This window comes from Streptomyces sp. NPDC037301, assembly GCF_055602785.1.
Window position 1 is genome coordinate 24,471 of sequence record NZ_JBVJWD010000045.1, and the last position, 19,886, is coordinate 44,356.

Sequence of the window (19,886 nt, forward strand, 5' to 3'; positions counted from 1 at the left end):
TCGCTGAGAGCGCCGACTCTTCTAGCGCGGGCTATTCGTCTGGCGCGCTTGGCAGCCGAACTGAGACGGCGCCCGCTCCCGCCGTTCCGCCGAAGACGAGCACCGGATCCGCGAGCTGTGAATCGCCCAGTGCGGGCAGGGTGCAGAGCGATGTCAAGGCAGCGCCAGTGACGATACGCGTCAGCTCTTCACCCGTACGGGGCTCCCACACCCGCACGGTGGTGTCCCGTTGCCCCACCGTGGCGAGGAGGGGTGGGGCGGTGGGTGAGACCCGGAAGCTTGTGATGGCAGTGACCGGGCCCTGATGGCCGTGCAGTACGGGGAGCGCCTCCTGTTTCGGTGCATCTGGTGACCAGAGTCGAACGGCGCCGTCGGAGCCGCCGGTGGCGAGGAGCACGGTGTCGTCCTCCGTTGTCCAGGTGGCCAAACAGCGTACGATGCCGATGCGGGAGGGAAGGCGCCCTGCGGATGGCTGCCCGGGACGGCAGAACCGTACGTCCCCAGCCGCTGAGTAGGCCACGATCGTGCCTTCCTCACTCGGCAGGGCCGCCAGGGCACGGATGGCACTTGATGCACGGACGACGGGCCACGGCTCTCCAGTGGCCAGATCGTGGAAGGCCACGGTGCCTGAACTGGTGCCGCTGACGAGGAGCACCTGGCCCGTGCCGTGGTCGCGAAACGTTGTCAGCGCACGCATCCGGGTCCGATCATGGACTGGTCTCGAGAAGACCATGCGCGTCGGCTCAGGCATGCGGAACCATCCGTTCTCCTGGTCCCAACGGATGATGGCGCCGCCGTACGTGCCCGCGATCACGGATACCAATCCACCGGGCCACAAGTGGCTGGTGACAGCTGTCAGTCCCTGGAAGGCCACCTCTTCGGGCAGGTGGATCTGCTGCCGCACCTCGCCAGTGACGACTGAGATGACGTTAAGGGAGCGCAGCGACTTCGATTTCAGGAGGAGGGCTGTACCTCCTCGCACGGGGAACGGCGCCATGATCGACCCGTCGCGCGGCTCTTCCTGGCGGTTGCTTCGCCGTGCTACAGGGGTGGAAGGATCCCAAACCCGGACGGCGTGATCGTCGGACCCAGACACCAGCATCGGTGCCTGTCCTCCCGTGTCAAGGATGGTCAGGCCCTTGACTCTCTTGTCGTGGTTGGCGGCGAAGTCGTGCACCGCCAATCCGGTTTCCGGATCCCAGAGGCGGACGCGCCCGCCGCGGCTGGGTCCCAGAGCGAGCAGTGTTCCCGTGCGGGGATCGCGCCCGGCAGGATACAGACAGATGGCCACAGCGGACTCACGAATGACGGCCGCAGCGTTCTCCTTGCCTGTCCACGCGTCGTAGTTACGCACGCGCCCCGTGGAGCGTGAAGCTGCGGCCAACCGCGGCCGACCATCAGTGCCGAAGTACAGGGCAAGAGCCGAAACTCCTCTGCCCTGCCCCCCCACCTCACTGACCAGCGTGAGCGACTCGGCATCGAGGACTTCGGCCGTGCTGCCTTCTCCGCCGAGAGCGAGCAGAGTCTGGCCGGTAGGGAGCTGCAGCGCGGCAAGGGCCTTGATGGAGTAGCCCCACATGGTTGCGCGGGGTGTTCTGGACAGCACTTGGCGTGCGAGGGGGTCGCAGATCACCAGGCCCTCGGTGGTGCCCAGAGCCAGCCGGGTGCCGCTGCCCGCCGTGGAGAAGACGGACAGGGCGTGCACGGGGACCGACACGGGAAGATGGTCGATCCGGCCGCTCTGCGGATCGTAAAGCCAGGCCCCTTTTGCGCAGCCGACCGCAAGCAGTGGCTCTCCCCGGCGGCCGGCCAGCGCTGCCAGAGCACGCGCGTACGGACCGCGTCGTACGGGCAGCCCGAAGTCGGTGCCGGTGAGTGGGTCCCACAGGCGGACCTCGCCGTCGCTGTCCCCTGCCGCCACAAGGAGAGTGCCGTCGGGCAGCGTAAAGGACACGAGCGAGGACACCTCTGCCTGGGTGCGCCCCAGCAGATTTCCGGGCACTCGCAGCTCGTTCCACCGCGGGACGACACGCGGATGTACTGGTGCCACGTCGTTCTCGCCGCGCGGGGTCGGCGCGGCTTCGCTCTCCGTCGCATCCTGCGTATTAAGTGCGGTGCCGTCGTATTCGCGGACCACGCCGAGAGCAGTCAGGGCCAGGCTGTCGGCGCGTGCCGAGGGTGGGGCATCGGCGAGGAAGGGCTCGATGCGTGCCCACGAGGCCAAGTGCAGCGTACGGGACGTGGGGTTGGCCGGGAGCCCGAGAGCGCCCCGTACGGTGCCGCTGGTCTCCCAGGGGAGGAAGTGCGCCGGAACGTGGCTGCCGTCGAGGACCTTGGCGGCTGCAGCGTGGGCCACCAGGTGGCGCCGCAGATAGGGGTGCGGGGCGATCTGGTCGCCCGCGCGAGGAATGAGCCGCTCAAATGCCCCGACTAGAGCCCGGTGGCTATCCGAGATCTCCTCGTCCGACAGCCTCTCACGCACGCCTTTTTGCGAGGCACCGAGGAGTGTGTGCGGTGCGTACCGGAGTGTCTCACCGATCCGCTCATGCACCGGCCGGTATACGGTCCGGCCGTCCTCGACCGCGGTGGTGAGATAGCCGGAGAGGCGGCTGTGCCACACCTTCCGGATGACGCCATCCGGGTCGGCGACGGAGGTCGGTGACAGGCAGTTCACGGCGGCTGGCCAGATGTCGGCCCATGGCAGGCCGGCCCCGTACGCGAGCGCAGTGGCGCGCAATGCGGACATGAGTTGCTCGGCGGCCGTGGAGTGTGTTCCGGCGACCTCACGGAGGTCTTCCCGCAGGAGGGCTTCGGTGCCCTCGCGCAGGGTCTGGAGCCACTCAGGGTCCTCCGGATCCGGCAGGACGCATCGTGCGCGCAGCCGCTCGGCCGCGATACGGGCGTCCAGGAATGAAGGGGTCACTTCCCGGGCCACCGCCTCCGCCAGTTCCCCGTAGCGGCCGAGCGGCGGAGCCGACGACACTTCCTGGCCCCCCTGCCCCCGATACGGTGCTTCCAACAGCGCGTGGACGTACGAGGCGATGTCCTGCGCGGTGTCGGACCCGTCCGTGCGGACGGGGGTACCGGCGGCGGTGGCCCGGACCAGCAAGTCGAGGAGGTCTGGGGTCTGGGCGAGCGGGGCGGGAGCGTCAGCGGCGGCTGAGGTGTTGGCGCGGGTGCTGCGAATGCCGAGCAGCAGCCGGACGGCAGGGCGTTCGTCCGGCATCCGAAGATCTGCCAAGGGACGCAGCAGGTCGGTGATGATGCGGGTTGGATTCTTGGCTTCGTCGATGCCGTCGATTACTAGGGTGAGCGACTCGCCCCGCTGCCTCGCCTCGCTCTGCAACAGGTTCCGCAGCCGAGCGAGGTGTCCGCTCTCGTGGCCGCCGGCCCGGGACGGGATTGCCCGGCCCGGGCCGGCGCCGAGGGCCTCGCAGAGCGCCCGGGCGAGCTCGTCCGGGTCGGTGTTGCGGGCGAGGACCGCAGCATCCACGGACCCTTCCGGTACCTGAAGTTCTGCCGGGATCTGGGTGACCAGCGCGCGGTACGTCTCGTCGGCCCGGAAGCGGCTGTCGCTCAGGGTCACGGTGCGGGCAAGGAGGGCGGACTTCCCGGAGCCGGCCACGCCGGTGACGATCAATACGCCTTCGGCGCCGGTCAGGAAGGCGAGGATGCGCTTGACCAGCTCGGTACGGCCGGTGAAATACCAGCCCGGATTGTCCGGTTCGGAGGTACCTGCAGCGCGGGAGATCCAGAACGTGTCGAGCTGGGCGCGTGTCCACCCGACCTGATGGGAGGAAGCCTTCAAGACCGGTTCGATCCCCGTCTGGCCAGGGTTTGGCAGGCAGGGGCTCAGCTGTTCTTGCGCCCTCTCTGTAGTGGCCGAGGGCGTGGGCCAGGCGTACACGAGGTCGGCCATGGTGCTCTGGTCGAACACCTCTCTAACGATGCTCTTCCATTCTTGCCAGCTTAGGTGCGGCTCGGCGAAGCCATTGGTCTTGTTCTCGCAGTGTGCCCGCACTGCCCGCAGGACGTTGGCGAAGGCATTCAGGCTGGGCGTGCTCTGGTCATTCCCTGCGACGAGGACCACCAGCGAGGCAAGGGCGCGGCGCTCCTGCCGCAGACCGTTCAGCGTGGTCTTGAGCTCAGCCTCAAGCCGGCCCGAAAAGCAGGAGTCCACCATCACCAAGACGTGCGTGGCATGGGAGTCAAGCACGGTGGTGATGATCTCAGCGGTCGGGAACGCGGTCGCGTACGGCCTGTCCACGTACGTGTCCCGCAGTTGCAGGAAGTGCTGGGGGGAGTTCGTCGGGGCCAGACCGTGCCCGGTGACGTAGACGACGAGGGCTACGTCGTCGTCCGCGTTCCCGAGGTCCTCCTCCAGGAGGAAGGTGCGCAGGTCGCGCAAGTCGTGAAGCTGCTTGGCTTCGGAGGGCTCGAAACGGCGCTCGTCGTCGAGAGAGGGATGTGCCCACCAGTCCTTCACCGCCGTCACCTGCGCGGTAATCGCCTTGCCGAACGCCTCCTGCTCGGCTGCAGATCCGTCGTCGTACTCCGAGACCGCGATGACGACAAGGCGGCGGGCGAAGGTATCCGGAGCTGGCGCGCGTGTCACGGTCGGCCGCCCACCACGGCGCGGGCCACGGGCACGCTGCGGAGATAGCGCAGGGCGCTATGCGGGTCGCCGATGCCATTATCCACCGGGGCTTCGGTGAGTCCCCGCGCGACGGCGGACAGGCTCGCGCCTCCGGTGATGAAGTCGTCGGGGTCATAGACGTTGACCCACCTGATGTGCGAGTCGAGCTGGAGGGGTGTGCCGTCGGTGATTCCCATGAGCCGCCGCACGGCGGGGATGCCCATCGGCGAGCCACAGGTCACCAGCATGTGTAGGCTACAGCCGGGCATGCCCGCAGCACCGATCTCCTTGCGGCGGAGCAGATCGTAGGCGATGACGCTGCCGAGCGAATGACCGATAACTACGGCAGCATCTAGCGTGAACTCGTCCCGAACGAACGCCCGGACCTCGGCGGCCAGGGCTGGTTTCGTGAGGTAGTAGCGCACCTCCCGCATGCGCCGGACGAGGAACTGCACGCCACCGCCGGGGAAACGGCGGTCATAGGCCATCGCCAGCCGGGTCAGGCGCGGTGACCACATCTTGGGCGGTCCCAGCGTGCCCAGGGGCTGGGTCTCGGCAAAGGCTACGTCCTCGGGCCGTACAAGGTCGGCTATAGCCTCGGCGACGAAGTCCTCTTCCGATGGCTCCATCGGCACGGACTCACCGAAGAGATCGTCCTCGGGGCCGAGGCGGTCCGTTCCCCTCGCCAGGAGTGCCGTCCAGTGCGGAACTTCGAGAGACGCCCTACAAGCTGCTATGTCGGGCAGGGAGTCGATGCCGCGCTGGAGCGCTCGGGTCCAGTCGGCGGTCAGCCGATGCCCGGAAGTCTTCGACTGCCCGATTCCGTGTACACCGACGACCTGTACTGTCTCCACGTCTTGCCCCGCCCCGCTTCGCCGTGTATCTGCATTGAAGCCGCGGATTGCTGTTGCATCCTCCCGGCTATAGGCCATTGTGCTGCATGTGATGCGAGCACAGAGGGGCTTCACATGCCGGGCAATATCCACGGCACCCTCCTCCAACACTCGTCGATCGGGCGCTACGTCAGGCGCCTGGCAACGGGGACCGTATCGGCGGAGCGATGGATCGGGCTGCTCCTCGGCTGCCGAATCGGCCTTCGGGCAGGAGCGCAGCGAACCCGTGAACTCATGTGCACATCTCAGGCCCAGGGGACAGGCTCGGTCTCGCCGACCCACCTGTTGGTCCTGGAAAGGTCCTGGTAGGAACCTCGGAAGCCGATCGAGTGGAGCACCAGCAGGGCCAGGTAATGGCGGGTCAGGAGCCAGGTCTCGGTGACCAGCCCTTTAACCCCGTAGACGGGTTCTTGTGCCTCCTTAGGATGCACAAGACGGTTACGGACTCGTGTGACGACATCGGCGCCATCCGCCGACCGCCCTCCGCTCACTTGCTGCGCCGCCGCGAAGGCAGTAATCGCAGGAAGGCGGTCTGCGTGCACTTCCAGTTCTACCCCCGCGTCCGTCAGGACCGTACGCAGCTTTCTATGCGCCGGCCAGGCGCGGGGTGTGAACTCGGCTTCCGTGAGCCGACCGCTGAGTACGAGTTCCTGCCACATCACGTGCTCCAGTCCGGCAGCTCCGCTCATGATCCGCTGTTCGACGAATCCTCGGTCCGCTATGGCAGTGATCGCGTACTGCATCTGCAGGCGAAGCGCCTGTCCCTTGTCGGGATCGCGGAACGCGGGCAGGAGGCAGGCCAGCAGATCGGCCAAGGACTCCTGGTCTTCGGGGTACCACCAGCCTGAGCTGATGCGGCGCGCCGGGTCGCAGAGCATCGGGCCCCACTGGCCCCACACCGTCTGCTCCTGGTCGTTCTGTCCGACGGGCAGGGCGGGAGCGACCCACCGGCCGAGCGCGAAGGACAGCCCGACGTGCAGGGCACCGAGAACAGGGCTGACCTCGGCAGCCGTGAACCTGTTTCCGTTCAGCCGACGGATCTCCATCACGTGCGTCATGACGTACACGTCGGCCTGCCGCACGTCAGAGAGAACAGCCTTGTGGTCAGGGCGGACGTCCAGCGTGATCTTCCATTCGTCCACCTCGTACACGCAGCGCCCAGCGGGCACCAGTAGCGGCGTTCCATCGGCGGCACGGGCTGCCAGGTGGGCTGATCCGTGCCATCGGGGCAGGTTGACCCAGTGAGCGACGACACGGTCGAGCGGAGCGGTGGGGTCTCCGTAGGAAGTGCCGTTGGACCAGCCACTCACAGCATCCCTGGCGAAGACCGGCAGCTCGAAGCCGAGGTCAAGCAGACTCAGCTCGGTCCGGTCCGTAGAGGCGAGGTCATGGTCCTCGGTATGCAGCCTCCATGAGATCCCGGGCTTCGGAGAGCAGTCGTACTGGACAACCCCGGGCACCTCAGTCCCGGCCGGCCCGGTAACCGGCCCTTCGTACAGGGTGATCGGTTCCCCTGGCTCGTTGAAGGGGTACACCGGTGACAGGGGAGTCTCGGCATTGCGCCAAGGTGATGAGGCAGACATGCGCCGCACCCTAGGCCCTGCCACCGACACTGGCCGAGCACTGCCCAGCCTGCCCCTCCTGCGAGCTCAGTACTGCACAGTGCGTGTTCGGACGACAACCCGAGAAGGCACCCTCGCGGACGGCAAGGGCCTGAATCGCTCCCCAGGGACTTCACTCTCCGCCCGGGGAGCACCGCCCAGGTCCAGCAGCAAACGATCCAGCTCCTCAGCCGGGAGGCGCCCAAGCATCCGGACCATCTCTCCAAGCTCGTCCCCGATCGACATCACCGCTCACCTGCTAGCGGTGGTTTGTTAGACCGGGGAGTAGAGATCGAGTGGGTGGCCTGCGCCGACGGCGTTGATCAGGGCTTGAAGTTCGGGTGGCGGGGGTGCGTTGCTCCAGGCTCGCCAGCAGCGTTGAAGGGTGGTCCAGGGGTCGAGCCAGGCCCGGACGGCGCGAATCGCCTGCGGCCAGCTGGCCGGTTGGGGCTGGTGGGGTCTGCTGGGGCCCCCTCTCAGCCGGCCCCACCGCTGTGACAGTCGGCGGGGCCGTGGGGACGACGGCAGGCTCCCGGTCCGGAGGTTGAGCGAACCAGGTGTCCCAGCAGAACGAGAACGCGCAGTTCACCAGGGTCTGGTGGCGGCGGATGGCGGTATCGGAACGGACCTGGAAGTCGGCCCAGCCCAGTTCGTCCTTGATCTGCTTGTAGCTCTGCTCGATCCAGTGTCGGATGCCGTAGATCCGGACGACTTCATTCAAGTCGGCGGCCGGTTCGGAACTGTCGGCCTCGCGGGGTCCGCCGGGGCGGGGCAGGTCGGTGGCCAGGTACCAGGTGGCCTGCGGGGGCAGCGTGGCAGGGTCGGTGGTGGCCACGACGAGACGGACGTTTCCGTCGGGTCCCCACCAGCCAAGGGTCGCGTCGGCGGCCCACCAGGTCTCGGTGTGTCCGTCGCGGAAGGTGCGCTCGACGGAGGTCCAGTCACCCGGGTGCTCGGGGTCCGTCCAGGTCAAGGCGTGGGCGGCATGGACGGGGGTGTAGGCATCCTTGCCGTAGGCCCAGGTGCCGTGGCTCGGTTTGAGGGCCATGACGAACGGCAGTCCTGCCGCGTCGAGTTGTCTGCGGAAGCCGTCCTGGTCGCCGTAGGCGCAGTCGGCGGCCACGGCGCGGAAGGCTACCCCGGCAGCCTTCGCGGTGCGGGCCAGTTCTGCGGCGATCTGCAGCTTCGTGCGGAAGCCGGGGTCGCTCTTGCCCTTGGGGAAGTGAGGGGCGGGGCTGTAGGGCACGGCGTGCAGCGGGTAGTAGAGGTTCTCGTCGGCCCAGCAGGTGGTCACGGTGACGATGCCGTTGTCGGTCTTGCCTAGCCGGCCCAGCCACTGGCGGCCGATGTGCGCGGTCGCCTTGCCGTCCTTGCGGTCGCCCGAATCGTCGATCACCAGCACCCCGCCTGGGTGCGGGGCGGTCGCGGGATCGGTCAGCAGCAGTTCCAGTCGGCGGGCGTTGACCCGCTCGTGGTCCCAGGACGACTCGGACAGGAAGAACTGCAGCCGCTGCACCGAGGCGTGCTGGGCCCCGACGACGGGTTCGGTGCCGGCCAGGCAGGTCAGGGTCTTGTTCTGGTCCCGCGGCAGCAGCAGTCCCGCGAGGTACTCGCGGAACCCGCGGCGCTGTGCCAACGTCGAGAGCAGGTCATCGAAGCGCGCGGCGTAGGCTTCCAGCGGGCCCGGAGCGGGCGGACACGGCAGACGGCGAGTCATCACAAGCCCCCAGGCGGCGAGGCGACGTTCCTCTGCTACCGGCCTACTACGGCCCTGACCCGCCGTCAACAAACCACCGCTAGTGACCAAGGCGTTCACGACCGGGGCCGTCACGGAGCTGCGTCCGTTCATTGCCCAGGTCACCGACAAGCTGCTGGATCAGTGGCCCGTCGGCGAGCGGTTCGACTTCGTGGCCGGCCTGGCGGTGTCGCTGCCGGTCATCATGATCTGTGAGCTGCTCGGAGTCCCGGAGGGAGACCGGCCCGACGTCCAGCGCTGGTCCGGAGAGCTGTTCGCGGCAGGCAAGCCCGACGTTATCGACGCGGCCTCGCATTCCATGGCCGACAACATGACGGTCCTCATCGCCGCAAAGCGCATGGACCCCGATGGCTCTCTTCTTGACCGGCTCATCTCGGCTCGCGACGGAGACGACCATCTGAGCGAGGAAGAGCTGGTCTCTCTGGCGGTGCTGGTGCTCGTGGCCGGACACGAGACCACCACCAACTTCCTCGGCAACGCCGCCCTGGCGCTGCTCCAGCACCCTGCCGAGCTGGATCGCCTTCAGGAAAATCCGGACGATGTCCCAGCCGTGCTGGACGAGCTGCTTCGTTCAATTCCCCCGTCAATACAGCCACCTTCCGGTTCACCACGGAGGCCGTCACGCTCGGCTGTACCGATATCCCGGCCGGTGTCCCGGTGCTGGTCGCTCTTGGAGCCGCCAGCCGCGACCCGGAGCGGTTCCCGTCGCCGGACCTGCTCGACTTGGACCGCGACGCCGCCGCTCATCTCAGCTTCGGCCATGGCATCCATCGCTGTGTCGGCGCTCGCCTGGCCAAGGCCGAGGCGGAGATCGCCCTGCGAGCGGTACTGGCTCGGTTCCCCTGAATCCGGCTTGCTGCGCCACCTGACCGACTGGACTGGCGGCGCACCCGTCTCGTTCGCGGGCTGGCATCGCTTCCTGTCCTGGTGTAGCCGGTCGGTGAGTAGAAGTCATACTTCTACGTACTGCGCGAGCAGGATGCTGGCTCGCGCGAGGTCTTCTGGAGTGTCCACCGCGACGCCGTCGTCCGCGACAGGCACCATCCGTACGGCGTGACCGTGTTCGACGAAGCGCAGCATCTCCACTCCCTCGGCGCGCTCCAGGGGCCCCTGCTGGAGCTGTCGGAAGCGTTGGAGAGCCGGGCCAGTGAAGCCGTAGAGGCCCAGCTGGCGGAGATACTTCGGTCGGTCGCCCTTCGGATAGGGGATGGGCTGGCGCGAGAACATCAGGGCGTCGCCCTGGGACGCAACGACGACCTTGACGACGTTGTGGTCTAGGACGGCGCCGACGTCGACCAGCTCGGTGTACGCGTTCACGGCGAGCGTGCCCGGCGGCAGGTGCTCCAGGGCCCCGGAGATGGCGTCGATGGCGGTCGGCGAGATGAACGGCTCGTCGCCCTGGACGTTGATGTACGCATCGGCCTGCAGGCGCTCGGCGACCTCCGCGACACGGTCGGTGCCGGTGAGGTGCTCTCCGGTACGGATGCACTCGATGCCCAGCTGGTGGCACGCCGCTTCGATGCGTTCGTCGTCGGTCGCCACGACGGCTCCGTCGAGACGTTTGGCCTCCAGGCAGCGCTGGTGGACGTGCCAGAGCAGAGGCTTGTCGCCGAGGCGGGCCAACGGTTTACCGGGGAAGCGCGAAGCGCCCCAGCGGCAGGGTATGACGGCGATGTGCCGGCGCGGTGTGGCGTCGGTCGGCAGGGCTGTGGTGGCGGCCACGGCGTCCTCCTGGTCGTCGGGTAAGTGCGGGCGTTCAGGTCAGCAGGGCGAGCTTCGAGCGGACGGTGGGTGAGGCGGCGCTCGTGAACGGCCGCCATTCGTAGCCGTCGACCTCCTCTTCCTGGAGCGTCACCGCGTGCTCTGCGCCGAGAAGGAAGCCCCAGCGGAAGTCAACGTGGTGGTGGACCGGCTCGTCCTTCGAGGCGTTCGCGTCGATGGTGTGCACGTCGATGTCGAGGGGAACGTCCTCGAAGCCGGAGAGGGGAACGACGGTGCTGGGCGGGATGCCTGCCTCCTCGTGCAGTTCACGCAGAGCGGCGTCGCGCAGGTGCCGGTCATCCGCTTCGTTGTGACCCCCGGGCGCCAGCAGCTTCCCGGACGCCTTGTGCACGATGTGCAGCACGCGCCGGTCGCCGTCGATGACGATGGCGCTGCACGTCACGTGGGCGGGGAACGTCTTGCGGTTCGTGGGGTCGTCCGAGGCGGCGAGTGCGGCGAACAGGATAGAGAGGGAGTCGCGTTCGTCCGGGTGGCGGGCGAGGTACGCCTCGGTGACGGAGCGGATGTGGTGGACGGAGGGGGCACTGGGGGTCACCTTTCGAAGTGGTGGAGCCAGGTTCTGGCGATGGCGTCGCGGTCGGTCGCCGGCATCTCGTGCAGTCCGGGCTGGAAGCGGGCGTGGCTGAGCGCGGCTGTGGCGGCGAGTATCTCGGCCTGGACGAGGTGGATGTACGCGCCGACGGCGGCGCCGTGCACGAAGTTGACGGCACCGCCGTCAGCGAGGACGTAGAAGTAATGGCCAGTGACCTCGTATCGCGTCAACTGGGCGCTGACGGGGCTGCGCTGGTAGAGGTCGTGGAGGCTTCCGAGTTCGAGTTCATCCTCGGACGAGGTCACCGATCCGAGGTACGCGCCGTTGCGCAAGGCGGCGAAGTCTCCCTGTCGCAGGGCGAGATTGCCGGTGGCGCACAGGACGAGTTCCGCGTCGCGTACGGCCTCGGCGGTGGACGCGCTGGTGTGGAAGCCGAGGGAGTGCGCCTGGACCCGCTTGATCGGATCGCTGTCGTACACGGTGACGCGCAGGTCCTGGGCGCGCAGGGTCTGGGCGATGGCACGGCCGATCTTCCCGAAGCCGATGACGCAGGCGTTGCGACTGGTCAGGATGTCCCCGCGGGCGCGGACGAGGGCGTCGGTGGAGAACACGATCGACCGGCCGACGAGGTGGTCTTCGCAGTCCTTGAGCGGGGAGCGGGCCACGGAGACGACCGGGCACGGCAGGGAGTCGAGCGCCGCGTACCGCTGGTGTCCGTTCTCCGTGTCCTCGACGACGCCGAAGATGCGGCCGGAGAACTTCCCCACGAGGGTGTCGAGGCTCGCCACGAAGTAGCCGCCGATGTCCACCAGGACGATGTCCCGGCCGCTGGCTGTCTCCTCCAGGTAGTCCAGAGCCTGGGCGTCGTCGGTGAACCGTTCCCGGGTGAGGTCATGGACCGTGAAGGTGCGGCGGACCTCGTCGAGGGTCGGCTGGTGGATCGACCGGGGCTTGGGCAGCACAGCGCCTACCGTGGACACCGCGTTCATGGCGCGCAGGAACGCAGGCCGCTCGGGGAGCAGATGCGTGATGACCAGCGTCGTGACCGTGTCGCCGGCGGGGAACTGCGCGGTGACCTGCCGGAAGAAGGCGTCCAGCCGCGCTCGCTCGGGACTTTCCATTGCGTCTCCTCTCGGGCTCCGGGTCACGGGGTTATGCAGCTCGGCTGTTGTTCGGGGTCTGGGCGGCCAGAGCCTGCATGTGAGCGCGCAGCCCGTTGTGGAGGTCGGCTCGCGGCTGCCAGCCGAGGACCTCTCGGGCACGGCTGGGGTCGGCGCGGGTGAGGAGGACGTCTCCGCTGCGCGCGTGGTCCTGCTGGATCTGGACGTCGCGGCCGATGAGGCTGGTGGCAATGTTGATCACTTCCAGCAGCGACGCGTTCGACCCGCCGCCCACGTTGATCGCGCCGTGCGCTGTCGGCACCGCGGCGGCGGCAATCGTGGCTGCGATCACGTCGTCGATGTAGGTGAAGTCGCGTCGCTGGTGACCGTCTCCGTACAGGCGCAGCGGCTGCCCGGTCAGAGCTGCCTGCAGGGCGCGGTGGGTGAACATGTCCGGACGCTGCCGGGGGCCGTAGACGGTGAAGTACCGCAGGGCGACGACGGTGGGACCGCTGGGGCGCGCGGCGTAGGCGAGGCAGAGTTGTTCCTCGGCCAGCTTGGTCACCGCGTACGGCGACGCCGGCTGCAGACGGTCGCCTTCGCCGCTCGCGCCGCCGTCCGTCGGACCGTAGACGCTGGAGGAGGAGGCGACGACCAGCCGCGGGACGCCAATGCGGGTGCAGGCTTCCAGCACCCGGTGGGTGGCCAGCACGTTGGACGCGAGGTAGTCGCTGAACTGCGGACCCCAGGAAGGCCGTACGCCGGGAATTCCGGCGAGGTGGAAGACCGCGTCCGCGTCGATCAGGAGAGGGTCGATCGCGCAGTTGAGGAGGTCGGCGGTGACGTGGTGGTATCCCGAGAGCCCCCGCAGGGCGGCGAGGTTGGCGGCGGCCGTGGCGTCGCTGGACGGGTCGCGGCGGTCGACGCCGATGACGGTGGTGCCGGCCTGGACGAGGGCGTGTGCGAGGTGGGAGCCGATGAAGCCGGCGGAGCCGGTCACTACGGCCCGGCGGGGGGCAGCGGTGGTCGGGTGCTGCTCGTGCTGCGGCACGGGAATCTCCAGAGAAGTGTGGTCGAAGGGGGCGAAGGTCAGGTGAGCCGGGACAGGACGGTTCGGCCGTGCGCGCTCAGGGTGAGGTCGTTCTCCTTGTGGCCCTTGACCAGGGCGGTGGCCGCCTCGATGGCGCCGAAGGACTCCAGGAGGCGCCGTTCGGTGTCGGTCAGCGGGCGTCCGTACCCGTCGAGGAAGGCGGTTCGCAGGTGGGGCGCGGCTTGCCAGCGCCGGAACTCGAGCCGGGCGAAGTCGCGGATGCGGGCGTCGCGTCGCATGTGTTCGAAGTCGCAGATGCCGAAGGCGTCGCCGACCAGCCAGTTGCGCGGCTGGTAGTCGAGGTGGCAGACCGCGCTGCCCATGAGGCTGTTGTCCAGGATGGCCGCGTGATGGTTCAGCAGGTTCCGCTCGGCCGTGTCGATCAGGTCGGCGTGAACGGCCCGCTCGATCCAGCTCTGGAGGCGCTGTGCCAGCGCTGCGCCGACGGCGCCGCCCTGGGGCATGGAGGTGGCGCGGTGGAGCTTGCCGAGGACGTGGCCGGCCTCATGGTGGGCCAGCTCCTCCTCGGGTGAGCCCGGTGCCACCGTGTTCGCCCGATCGCCTGCGAACGCGGTCAGCAGCAGAGCGCGGGTGGCGTCGTGGCGGCCGACCAGCTCCGGAGCGTGCCCGTTCAAATGGGTGCCCCATGTTCGGTAGGCGTGGAGTTCGCGCGCGTACCGGTCGTGCTCGTCGTGCTGCTTGGCGACGAAGTGCCGCCCGTCGGCGTCCACCACCCGCACAACCCGGGGAGGGAGCAGCGGGTCCGGCACGATCTCGACTGCTCCGAGGAGGTCGTGCGCCAGCTGGATCCGCGGGTCGTCTGCCACCGTGGTCACGAGGACGCCTCCGGCGCGAGGAGGACGAGGTGCTCGGTGTCGTTGTGCCGGTCGAGCATCCAGCGGGTCTGGCCGAGCCGGTTGCGGTGCTCCTGCCAACGGGCAATGGAGGCGTGGTTGACCGTGAAGCCAGCGGGGGAACCGATCGGGATGCCCAGGAGCAGCGTGTGGGCGGTGACCACGGTCTCGCCGTGAGCGGCGAAGACGACGCGTTGCCCCTGGTGCTGATCGATAATTTCGCGCAGGAAGGTCCCGGCGCGCTCCAGGTAGCCGTTCCAGGTGTCGGAGCCGGTGGCCCACTGCTTGTCCGGGTGAGCGTGGGGGCCGCCCTCCGCAGCGGTCTTCACCGTGGTCCAGGGTTTGCCGTCGGCGTCGCCGTGGACGGGGCCGTCGAGGCGTTCGTCGGTGGACATGGGTATCTGCAGGGCCTGGCTGATGATCTCGCCGGTCTGGATCAGCCGGATGCGCGGACCGGTGTAGACGCGGTCGAAGGGCTGCTTCAGGTGCTCGGCGGCCAGGCGGCGTGCGGCCTGATCGACCTGGGCGTACCCGAGGTTGGTCAGCCCGGTGCAGGTGCGCGGGCCCCCGACGAGACCATCGGCGTTGCACTGGGCCTGGCCGTGCCGTACGAAGACGAGTTCGGTGGTGATCATGAGGTTCCTCGGGGGCGGGGGCGCATCGGCCAGCTGTAGTGGTAGCCGTTGCGCCCGACGTACGGGGCGGTCAGGACGGCGTGCAGGGCGAGGAAGTTGTCGAGGCGTTCGCGGTCCGTGGCGCCGAGGCGTGCGCCGTAGCATCCGGCCCCCGCGTTGTAGGCGAACAGGGCGGCGTTGATGGCCTGGTCCGTGAGCGGTCCGTACGTCAGATGGAGCGCCGCGATCAGCTTCGCGAGGTCAAAGCCCATCGGCGCGAGGGACAGGTCGTCGGTGTCGACGGTGACGATGTCCCCGGCCTTGGTGATGATGAAGTTCCGGGGGTTGCTGTCCTTGTAGAAAGCGGAGGGCCCTTGTGCTGTCTCTTCCAGCAGGCCGAGCATCGCGTACAAGGACACTTTGTCCGGCAGGTAGCCCTGTGCATGGCGTCGTCGGAGGGCAGCTTCTCGCGGGCCGAGGTAGTCATCGAACGCCGTGCCGTCCTGGAAGCGGTGCGGAGTGTTCAACGACGCCGTCTGGAGGTCACTGCTCCAGGCGGCACCATGCGCATGGCCCAGCAGTTCCGCCATGCGCGGGAGGTCCTCGAGACGTACCGGGCGGCCCTCGATCCTTTCGAACGTCAGGCTGTCGGAGCCGGTGGAGATGAGCGCCGGCTGGCGAAGCGGCTTCACGTGCTGGCCGATCCACCGGTAGTGGCGGACCGCCGCAGCGGTGCGCTCCGGCGTCGGGTAGTGCTTGGTGAAGTACAGGGGAGTCATGCCGGCCCTCTCTTCGGCTGGGCGATGACGAAGGTGATGAGGGACCGCGTGGTGAGCGGCTGGTCCGGAAGGGCCTCGTGCATGGTGGCGGCCAGGGCTTCGGGATGGCCGTACAGGCCGGGCGCGAGGTTGTACTTGGGGTTCGTGGCCAGGTACTGCGCGAGGTGATCGTGGCCGTCGAAGGTGAAGGCGTGTTCCTCGTCCCGGACGGCGATCACGTCGAGCGAGGAGGTGGCCAGGTCGGCGAGGTTCCCGCTGTGCGCAGCGGTGTAGAGGCTCTCGTGCTGGTCGGCCCGCACGTCGAGGCTGGCGGAAGCGACGAGCTGGTCCATCCCCCGATAGCTGTCGAGTCCCTTTGTCACGAGCACGGCCAGACCCCCGGGTGCGAGAACCCTGGCGATCTGTGCGATGACGTCCTGTGGCTGCGGTGAGTGGTAGAGGCAGAACGCGGCGACGGCGACGTCGCACGAACCGGCGGGCAGCGGGATGGCGTGGAAATCCCCTTCGATGAAGTCCACCGTTGCGTCGGGCAGTTCCTTGGCGCGCTCGCGGGCCTGTGCGAGCAGGGAGGGGGCGGCGTCCAGGCCGACGACGCGCTGCGGCCGGAGCTGTTCGGCGATGGCCAGGCTGCTCGTGCCGCGACCGCAACCGATGTCGAGCACCACGCCGAGCCGGTCCGGCTGCGCGTGGTGGGTCTGCACCAGGCTGACGATCGTCTCGGGCACGGGGCGGCCGGAGGTCTTCGCGCGCATCAGGGCGCTGGTCCGCCCGGCCAGCCGGGAGGCGTGCCCGTACAGCTCCTGCTGCCGGGCGGGGTCCAGGAACGGGTTGGGCTCGTTCATGCCGCACCCCCTGTCCGGGGGCGCGGGCCGTTCAGGACTGCTCGGCGGCGGCCTTCCGCAGCCAGCGGCGCGTCTGCCGCCGGTTGGCCAGCAGCACCACGTCGGCTCCGGCCGCGAACTCCTCGATCTTCGCCAGCACCCGGGGCCGCATCTTGCGCCGGTACGTGGCGACGTACTTGATCACGCCCCAGTGGATGCGGTTGTGCACCCCGTTGCCCTTGTGCCCCGCCCCGTGCCGGATCTGCCGGGAGAAGATCCCGTACAGCGCCGCCACGGTCGACACGTCCATCAGGACCACCGTGACGCAGGCTTCGAGCCGCACCTGCAGCGTCGAGTTGTAGTTGCCGTCGATCACCCACCGCGGCTGCGAGACCAGCTCGCGCTGCACCTCGGTGAACTTGTCCATGGGGAGCGCGTTCCACTCGTCGTCGTAGAACGCGGCGTCCAGGTGCGTCGCCGGGGCGTCGAGGATCTTGCCCAGTTCGCGGGCCACGTGGGATTTGCCGCTGCCTCCGCAGCCGACGATGGCGACCTTCTTCATGGTGCTCCAGCGTAGAGAGGTTCGGGTGTCCGGCGGGGCCTTCCCCCAGGACACATTCGGATGATCCAGGCGCCATGGCCTGTGGAGCGGTCTGCATCAGGCAGCTCCCCGCTCGGTCCTGCCCGGCCGGACGAGCCCGTGCAGTACGGATTCCAGGGTGTCGACCTGCTTGCTCAGGCCGAACACGCTCAGGTGGTCCACGCACGCGGCGATCAGGTCGGCGTGCTGCTGGGTGCCGGCGATCTCGCGGAGGTAGGAGAGCCGCTCGATCACGTCTCGGCCGGAGCGCACGATCATCTCGTCCGGTACGAACCGGTCGACGTAGCGGATGTCCGCCGGGGCCAGGGGCAGGCACCCGGCGAGCACGGCCTCGAAGATGCGCTGGGTCATCTGCCCGACGGCGGCGTACCGCTCGGGCAGCATGAGAACCGTGGCCAGGGACCGGCCGTAAACGCCGGCGGCGGCCTCGAACGGGATCCGGCCGAGGAAGTGGACGTGCGGCCAGCGGTCGGTCTTCGTCCACTTCCCGGCGACCAGGTGCTCGACGCGGGCGGCGGCCGGGGCGAAGAAGCGGTCGAAGGGCTCGTCGCGATCGTACTGATTGCCCACGTAGCCGAGCGCGAGGTCCCGCGGCCGTGCCGTGAGGGCCACGGGGTCCGCCTGGGCGAGGAGGTCCTCGGCGACGGGAAAGAGCAACGAGCGCGCACCGGGGCTCGGTGCGAGGGCGGCCTCGCAGACGCGGGTGTGCGACGTGCGGCGCCACACGCTTTCGGCTCGCAGGGTGCGGTCCTTGTCCCAGATCACGGTGGGCGTCTGGTGCCGCACGGTGTAGTGGTTGACGAGCTGGGCCTGGCGGTGCAGGTCGCAAGTGTGCCCCTCGGTCCCGCACACGGTGGTGTTGCGGCCGGTGATCGCCCAGCGCCACTCCAGGAGCAGGGCGTCGATGTCCGGGAGGCCGTCGTCGAAGGTGTACGCGTTGCCGAGGTCGTCGCCCGCTTCGAGGCGGTCGCGGTCGGCCTGCAGGAAGACGATGTCGTGACCGTGGTCGAGGAGGGCGTCGATGAAGGGGCGGCGGTGGCTTCGGCCCCCGTCCGGGGTGTCGGTGACGCCGTTGCCGAGGAAGCCCCAGAAGCTGTATCCGATCTTCACTTGGTGATCCACCGCCCTTCGAGGAGCAGGGCGTCGAGCCCGGAGTTGGCCAGGCAGTCCAGGGCCATCTCCGGTGTTCCGCAGATCGGCTTGCCCTTGACGTTGAGGGATGTGTTGATCAGCACGGGCACACCGGTACGGCGGCCGAAGGCGGCCAGTACCGCGTGCATGAACGGGTTCTGCGCCTTGGTGACGGTCTGGAGCCGGGAGGTGCCGTTGGCGTGCACGATGGCCGGTACGTGCTCGCGCGCCTTGTCCGTCACGCCGGAGGCCATGGACATGTACGGCGCCTGCTGGCGGAGGGTGAAGAAGTCCGAGGCGCGCTCGGCCAGGACCATGGGGGCGAAGGGCCGGAACGGCTCGCGGAACTTCACGGTGGCGTTCAGCCGCTCGACGACGCCGGGCTCCAGCGGGGAGGCGAGTATCGAGCGGTTGCCCAGGGCGCGCGGCCCGGCTTCGACGGCCCCCTGGAACAGGCCGATGATCGTGCCGTGGGCCAGCTGGTCGGCGAGGAACTCAGCGGTTTCGATGCCCAGGGTCTTCTGGTGAAGGCCGGGCCAGGGCGTGAGGTCGAGGGGCTGGTCCTCGTAGGACGGGCCGAGGTAGCAGGTTCGGGCGACGCCGGTCACCGGTCGTGGGCTGCGTCCGTCGACGTGCACGGCGAGGGCGGCACCGATCGCGGTACCGGCGTCACCGGGCGCGGGCGGCACGAAGACCTCGTCGAAGATGCCGGCCTCGATGATCCGGCCGATGCTCACGCAGTTCGTGGCGACACCGCCCCCCATGCACAGGCGCCGGGAGCCGGTGAGCACGCGAGCGCGGCGGGCCAGGTGCACCATGACCTGCTCGGTCCGTTCCTGGAGGGCCGCGGCCAGATCCCGGTGGGCTTCGGCCAGGGGCTCGCTCGGGTGCCGTTCGGGGCAGGTCTCGGCGATGAAGCGGCGGGACGTCCGCGGGTATCCCGACGTGAGGGTGCGCGCGGGAAAGTAGGCGGGGTTGATGCGGAACCCCGTTGCCGTCGTGCGGACGGCCTGGGCGAACAGGCGGCGGAACCGGGCGGAGTCGCCGAGGGCGGCCAGCGCCATCACGGTGCCCTCCTCGTCGCCCCGGCGCCAGCCCAGGTGCTCGGTGACGGCGCCGTACACGTACCCCAGGGAGGCCGGGTCGTTGATCGCCTCCAGGGTCTGCGTTCGAGGGCGGAGCGTGTCGTGGCCGCGGGCGATGGTGGTGGTCTGCCGCTCGCCGAGGCTGTCGACCACGAGCACGGCGGCTTCGTCCCAGCCCGACGCGGCGAAGGCCGTGAGCTGGTGGGCGCGGTGATGCAGGACCGGCGCGACGCGGGCGGCGGGAAACTGCCGGCCGATAAGACGCATGCGCCGCTGGGTGCGCACGGCCACCTTGGCGAACCCGTGTGCTCGGGCGATGGCCCGGTCGCGCGTCGCCGGGGAGAGCGTCAGCCGAAGAGCAGCGGGCGACTCGGCGAGGTAGCGGGCGGGCTGGAAGTTGTAGGCGACGGCGTCCACGTCGGCGGCGGTGAGCTTGGCCTGGTCGAGCAGCCACTCGACCGCGTGGGCCGGGTACGCCTTGGTGTGCTTCTGCTCGGAGAGGCGTTCCTCCTCGACGAAGCCGATCAGTTCGCCGCCCAACAGCAGGGCTGCCGACGAGTCATGGGTGTACGAGCACAGACCGAGGACGACCGAAGGGGTGCGCTTCATGG

At 68.9% G+C, this 19,886-nt stretch carries 15 protein-coding genes and 1 pseudogene; 1 reads left to right on the forward strand and 15 read right to left on the reverse strand.

The features are described from left to right. Nucleotides 1–31 precede the first annotated feature (31 nt). From ACZ7IB_RS39325 to ACZ7IB_RS39340, 4 genes are all read right to left on the reverse strand, one after another. Nucleotides 32–4,615: an AAA family ATPase gene (locus tag ACZ7IB_RS39325; RefSeq protein WP_470919359.1), complete on the reverse strand. Its 4,584-nt coding sequence runs from the start codon at nt 4,613–4,615 to the stop codon at nt 32–34. Then, a complete protein-coding gene (locus ACZ7IB_RS39330) occupies nt 4,612–5,490 on the reverse strand; it encodes a hypothetical protein (RefSeq protein ID WP_470919361.1) in 879 nt (292 codons plus the stop codon). Before ACZ7IB_RS39330 ends, ACZ7IB_RS39325 begins: the two co-directional genes overlap by 4 nt. 284 nt (nt 5,491–5,774) lie before the next feature. Beyond that, a complete protein-coding gene (locus ACZ7IB_RS39335; protein WP_470919362.1) occupies nt 5,775–7,112 on the reverse strand; it encodes a hypothetical protein in 1,338 nt (445 codons plus the stop codon). A gap of 277 nt (nt 7,113–7,389) precedes the next feature. Beyond that, complete coding sequence (locus ACZ7IB_RS39340; RefSeq protein WP_470919363.1) at nt 7,390–8,847, reverse strand: IS701 family transposase; 1,458 nt, start codon at nt 8,845–8,847, stop codon at nt 7,390–7,392. Between the two features lie 79 nt (nt 8,848–8,926). On the opposite strand from ACZ7IB_RS39340, the pseudogene ACZ7IB_RS39345 reads away from it, so the two are divergent. After that, nucleotides 8,927–9,819: pseudogene (locus ACZ7IB_RS39345) on the forward strand (cytochrome P450); the annotation flags it as partial. 18 nt (nt 9,820–9,837) lie between these two features. On the opposite strand, the gene ACZ7IB_RS39350 reads toward ACZ7IB_RS39345, so the two are convergent. From ACZ7IB_RS39350 to ACZ7IB_RS39400, 11 genes are all read right to left on the reverse strand, one after another. Further along, complete coding sequence (locus tag ACZ7IB_RS39350) at nt 9,838–10,608, reverse strand: 3-deoxy-manno-octulosonate cytidylyltransferase (protein ID WP_470919365.1); 771 nt, start codon at nt 10,606–10,608, stop codon at nt 9,838–9,840. A gap of 34 nt (nt 10,609–10,642) precedes the next feature. After that, on the reverse strand, nt 10,643–11,203 hold the full coding sequence (locus tag ACZ7IB_RS39355; protein WP_470919366.1) for an NUDIX hydrolase: 561 nt from the start codon (nt 11,201–11,203) through the stop codon (nt 10,643–10,645). Further along, nucleotides 11,200–12,321, reverse strand: a complete 1,122-nt coding sequence (locus tag ACZ7IB_RS39360; protein WP_470919368.1) for an adenosylhomocysteinase — start codon at nt 12,319–12,321, stop codon at nt 11,200–11,202. The genes ACZ7IB_RS39355 and ACZ7IB_RS39360 overlap by 4 nt, the downstream gene beginning before the upstream one ends. Before the next feature lie 31 nt (nt 12,322–12,352). Then, nucleotides 12,353–13,351, reverse strand: coding sequence for an NAD-dependent epimerase/dehydratase family protein (locus tag ACZ7IB_RS39365; RefSeq protein WP_470919369.1), 999 nt, complete (start codon nt 13,349–13,351; stop codon nt 12,353–12,355). Nucleotides 13,352–13,389: 38 nt separating this feature from the next. After that, nucleotides 13,390–14,226 carry an aminoglycoside phosphotransferase/kinase family protein gene (locus tag ACZ7IB_RS39370; protein WP_470919371.1) on the reverse strand — a complete coding sequence of 279 codons (837 nt, stop codon included), beginning with the start codon at nt 14,224–14,226 and terminating at the stop codon, nt 13,390–13,392. Then, nucleotides 14,223–14,879, reverse strand: a complete 657-nt coding sequence (locus ACZ7IB_RS39375; RefSeq protein ID WP_470919373.1) for a histidine phosphatase family protein — start codon at nt 14,877–14,879, stop codon at nt 14,223–14,225. Before ACZ7IB_RS39375 ends, ACZ7IB_RS39370 begins: the two co-directional genes overlap by 4 nt. After that, nucleotides 14,876–15,637, reverse strand: coding sequence for a phosphotransferase (locus ACZ7IB_RS39380; protein ID WP_470919375.1), 762 nt, complete (start codon nt 15,635–15,637; stop codon nt 14,876–14,878). The genes ACZ7IB_RS39375 and ACZ7IB_RS39380 overlap by 4 nt, the downstream gene beginning before the upstream one ends. Next, nucleotides 15,634–16,479, reverse strand: coding sequence for a class I SAM-dependent methyltransferase (locus ACZ7IB_RS39385; protein ID WP_470919377.1), 846 nt, complete (start codon nt 16,477–16,479; stop codon nt 15,634–15,636). The genes ACZ7IB_RS39380 and ACZ7IB_RS39385 overlap by 4 nt, the downstream gene beginning before the upstream one ends. Before the next feature lie 31 nt (nt 16,480–16,510). Continuing rightward, nucleotides 16,511–17,020 (reverse strand): P-loop NTPase family protein, encoded by a 510-nt coding sequence (locus ACZ7IB_RS39390; RefSeq protein WP_470919378.1) that lies wholly within the window; start codon nt 17,018–17,020, stop codon nt 16,511–16,513. 96 nt (nt 17,021–17,116) lie between these two features. Beyond that, on the reverse strand, nt 17,117–18,169 hold the full coding sequence (locus ACZ7IB_RS39395) for a glycosyltransferase family protein (protein WP_470919380.1): 1,053 nt from the start codon (nt 18,167–18,169) through the stop codon (nt 17,117–17,119). Further along, nucleotides 18,166–19,884, reverse strand: coding sequence for a carbamoyltransferase family protein (locus tag ACZ7IB_RS39400; RefSeq protein ID WP_470919382.1), 1,719 nt, complete (start codon nt 19,882–19,884; stop codon nt 18,166–18,168). Before ACZ7IB_RS39400 ends, ACZ7IB_RS39395 begins: the two co-directional genes overlap by 4 nt. Nucleotides 19,885–19,886 lie beyond the last annotated feature (2 nt).

Excerpts from the sequence above, each read along its gene's own strand:
- ACZ7IB_RS39385 (WP_470919377.1), bottom strand. The coding sequence starts at position 16,479 with ATGAACGAGCCCAACCCGTTCCTGGACCCCGCCCGGCAGCAGGAGCTG.
- ACZ7IB_RS39375 (WP_470919373.1), bottom strand. The coding sequence starts at position 14,879 with ATGATCACCACCGAACTCGTCTTCGTACGGCACGGCCAGGCCCAGTGC.
- ACZ7IB_RS39380 (WP_470919375.1), bottom strand. The coding sequence starts at position 15,637 with ATGACTCCCCTGTACTTCACCAAGCACTACCCGACGCCGGAGCGCACC.
- ACZ7IB_RS39360 (WP_470919368.1), bottom strand. The coding sequence starts at position 12,321 with ATGGAAAGTCCCGAGCGAGCGCGGCTGGACGCCTTCTTCCGGCAGGTC.
- ACZ7IB_RS39340 (WP_470919363.1), bottom strand. The coding sequence starts at position 8,847 with ATGACTCGCCGTCTGCCGTGTCCGCCCGCTCCGGGCCCGCTGGAAGCC.
- ACZ7IB_RS39335 (WP_470919362.1), bottom strand. The coding sequence starts at position 7,112 with ATGTCTGCCTCATCACCTTGGCGCAATGCCGAGACTCCCCTGTCACCG.
- ACZ7IB_RS39400 (WP_470919382.1), bottom strand. The coding sequence starts at position 19,884 with ATGAAGCGCACCCCTTCGGTCGTCCTCGGTCTGTGCTCGTACACCCAT.
- ACZ7IB_RS39390 (WP_470919378.1), bottom strand. The coding sequence starts at position 17,020 with ATGAAGAAGGTCGCCATCGTCGGCTGCGGAGGCAGCGGCAAATCCCAC.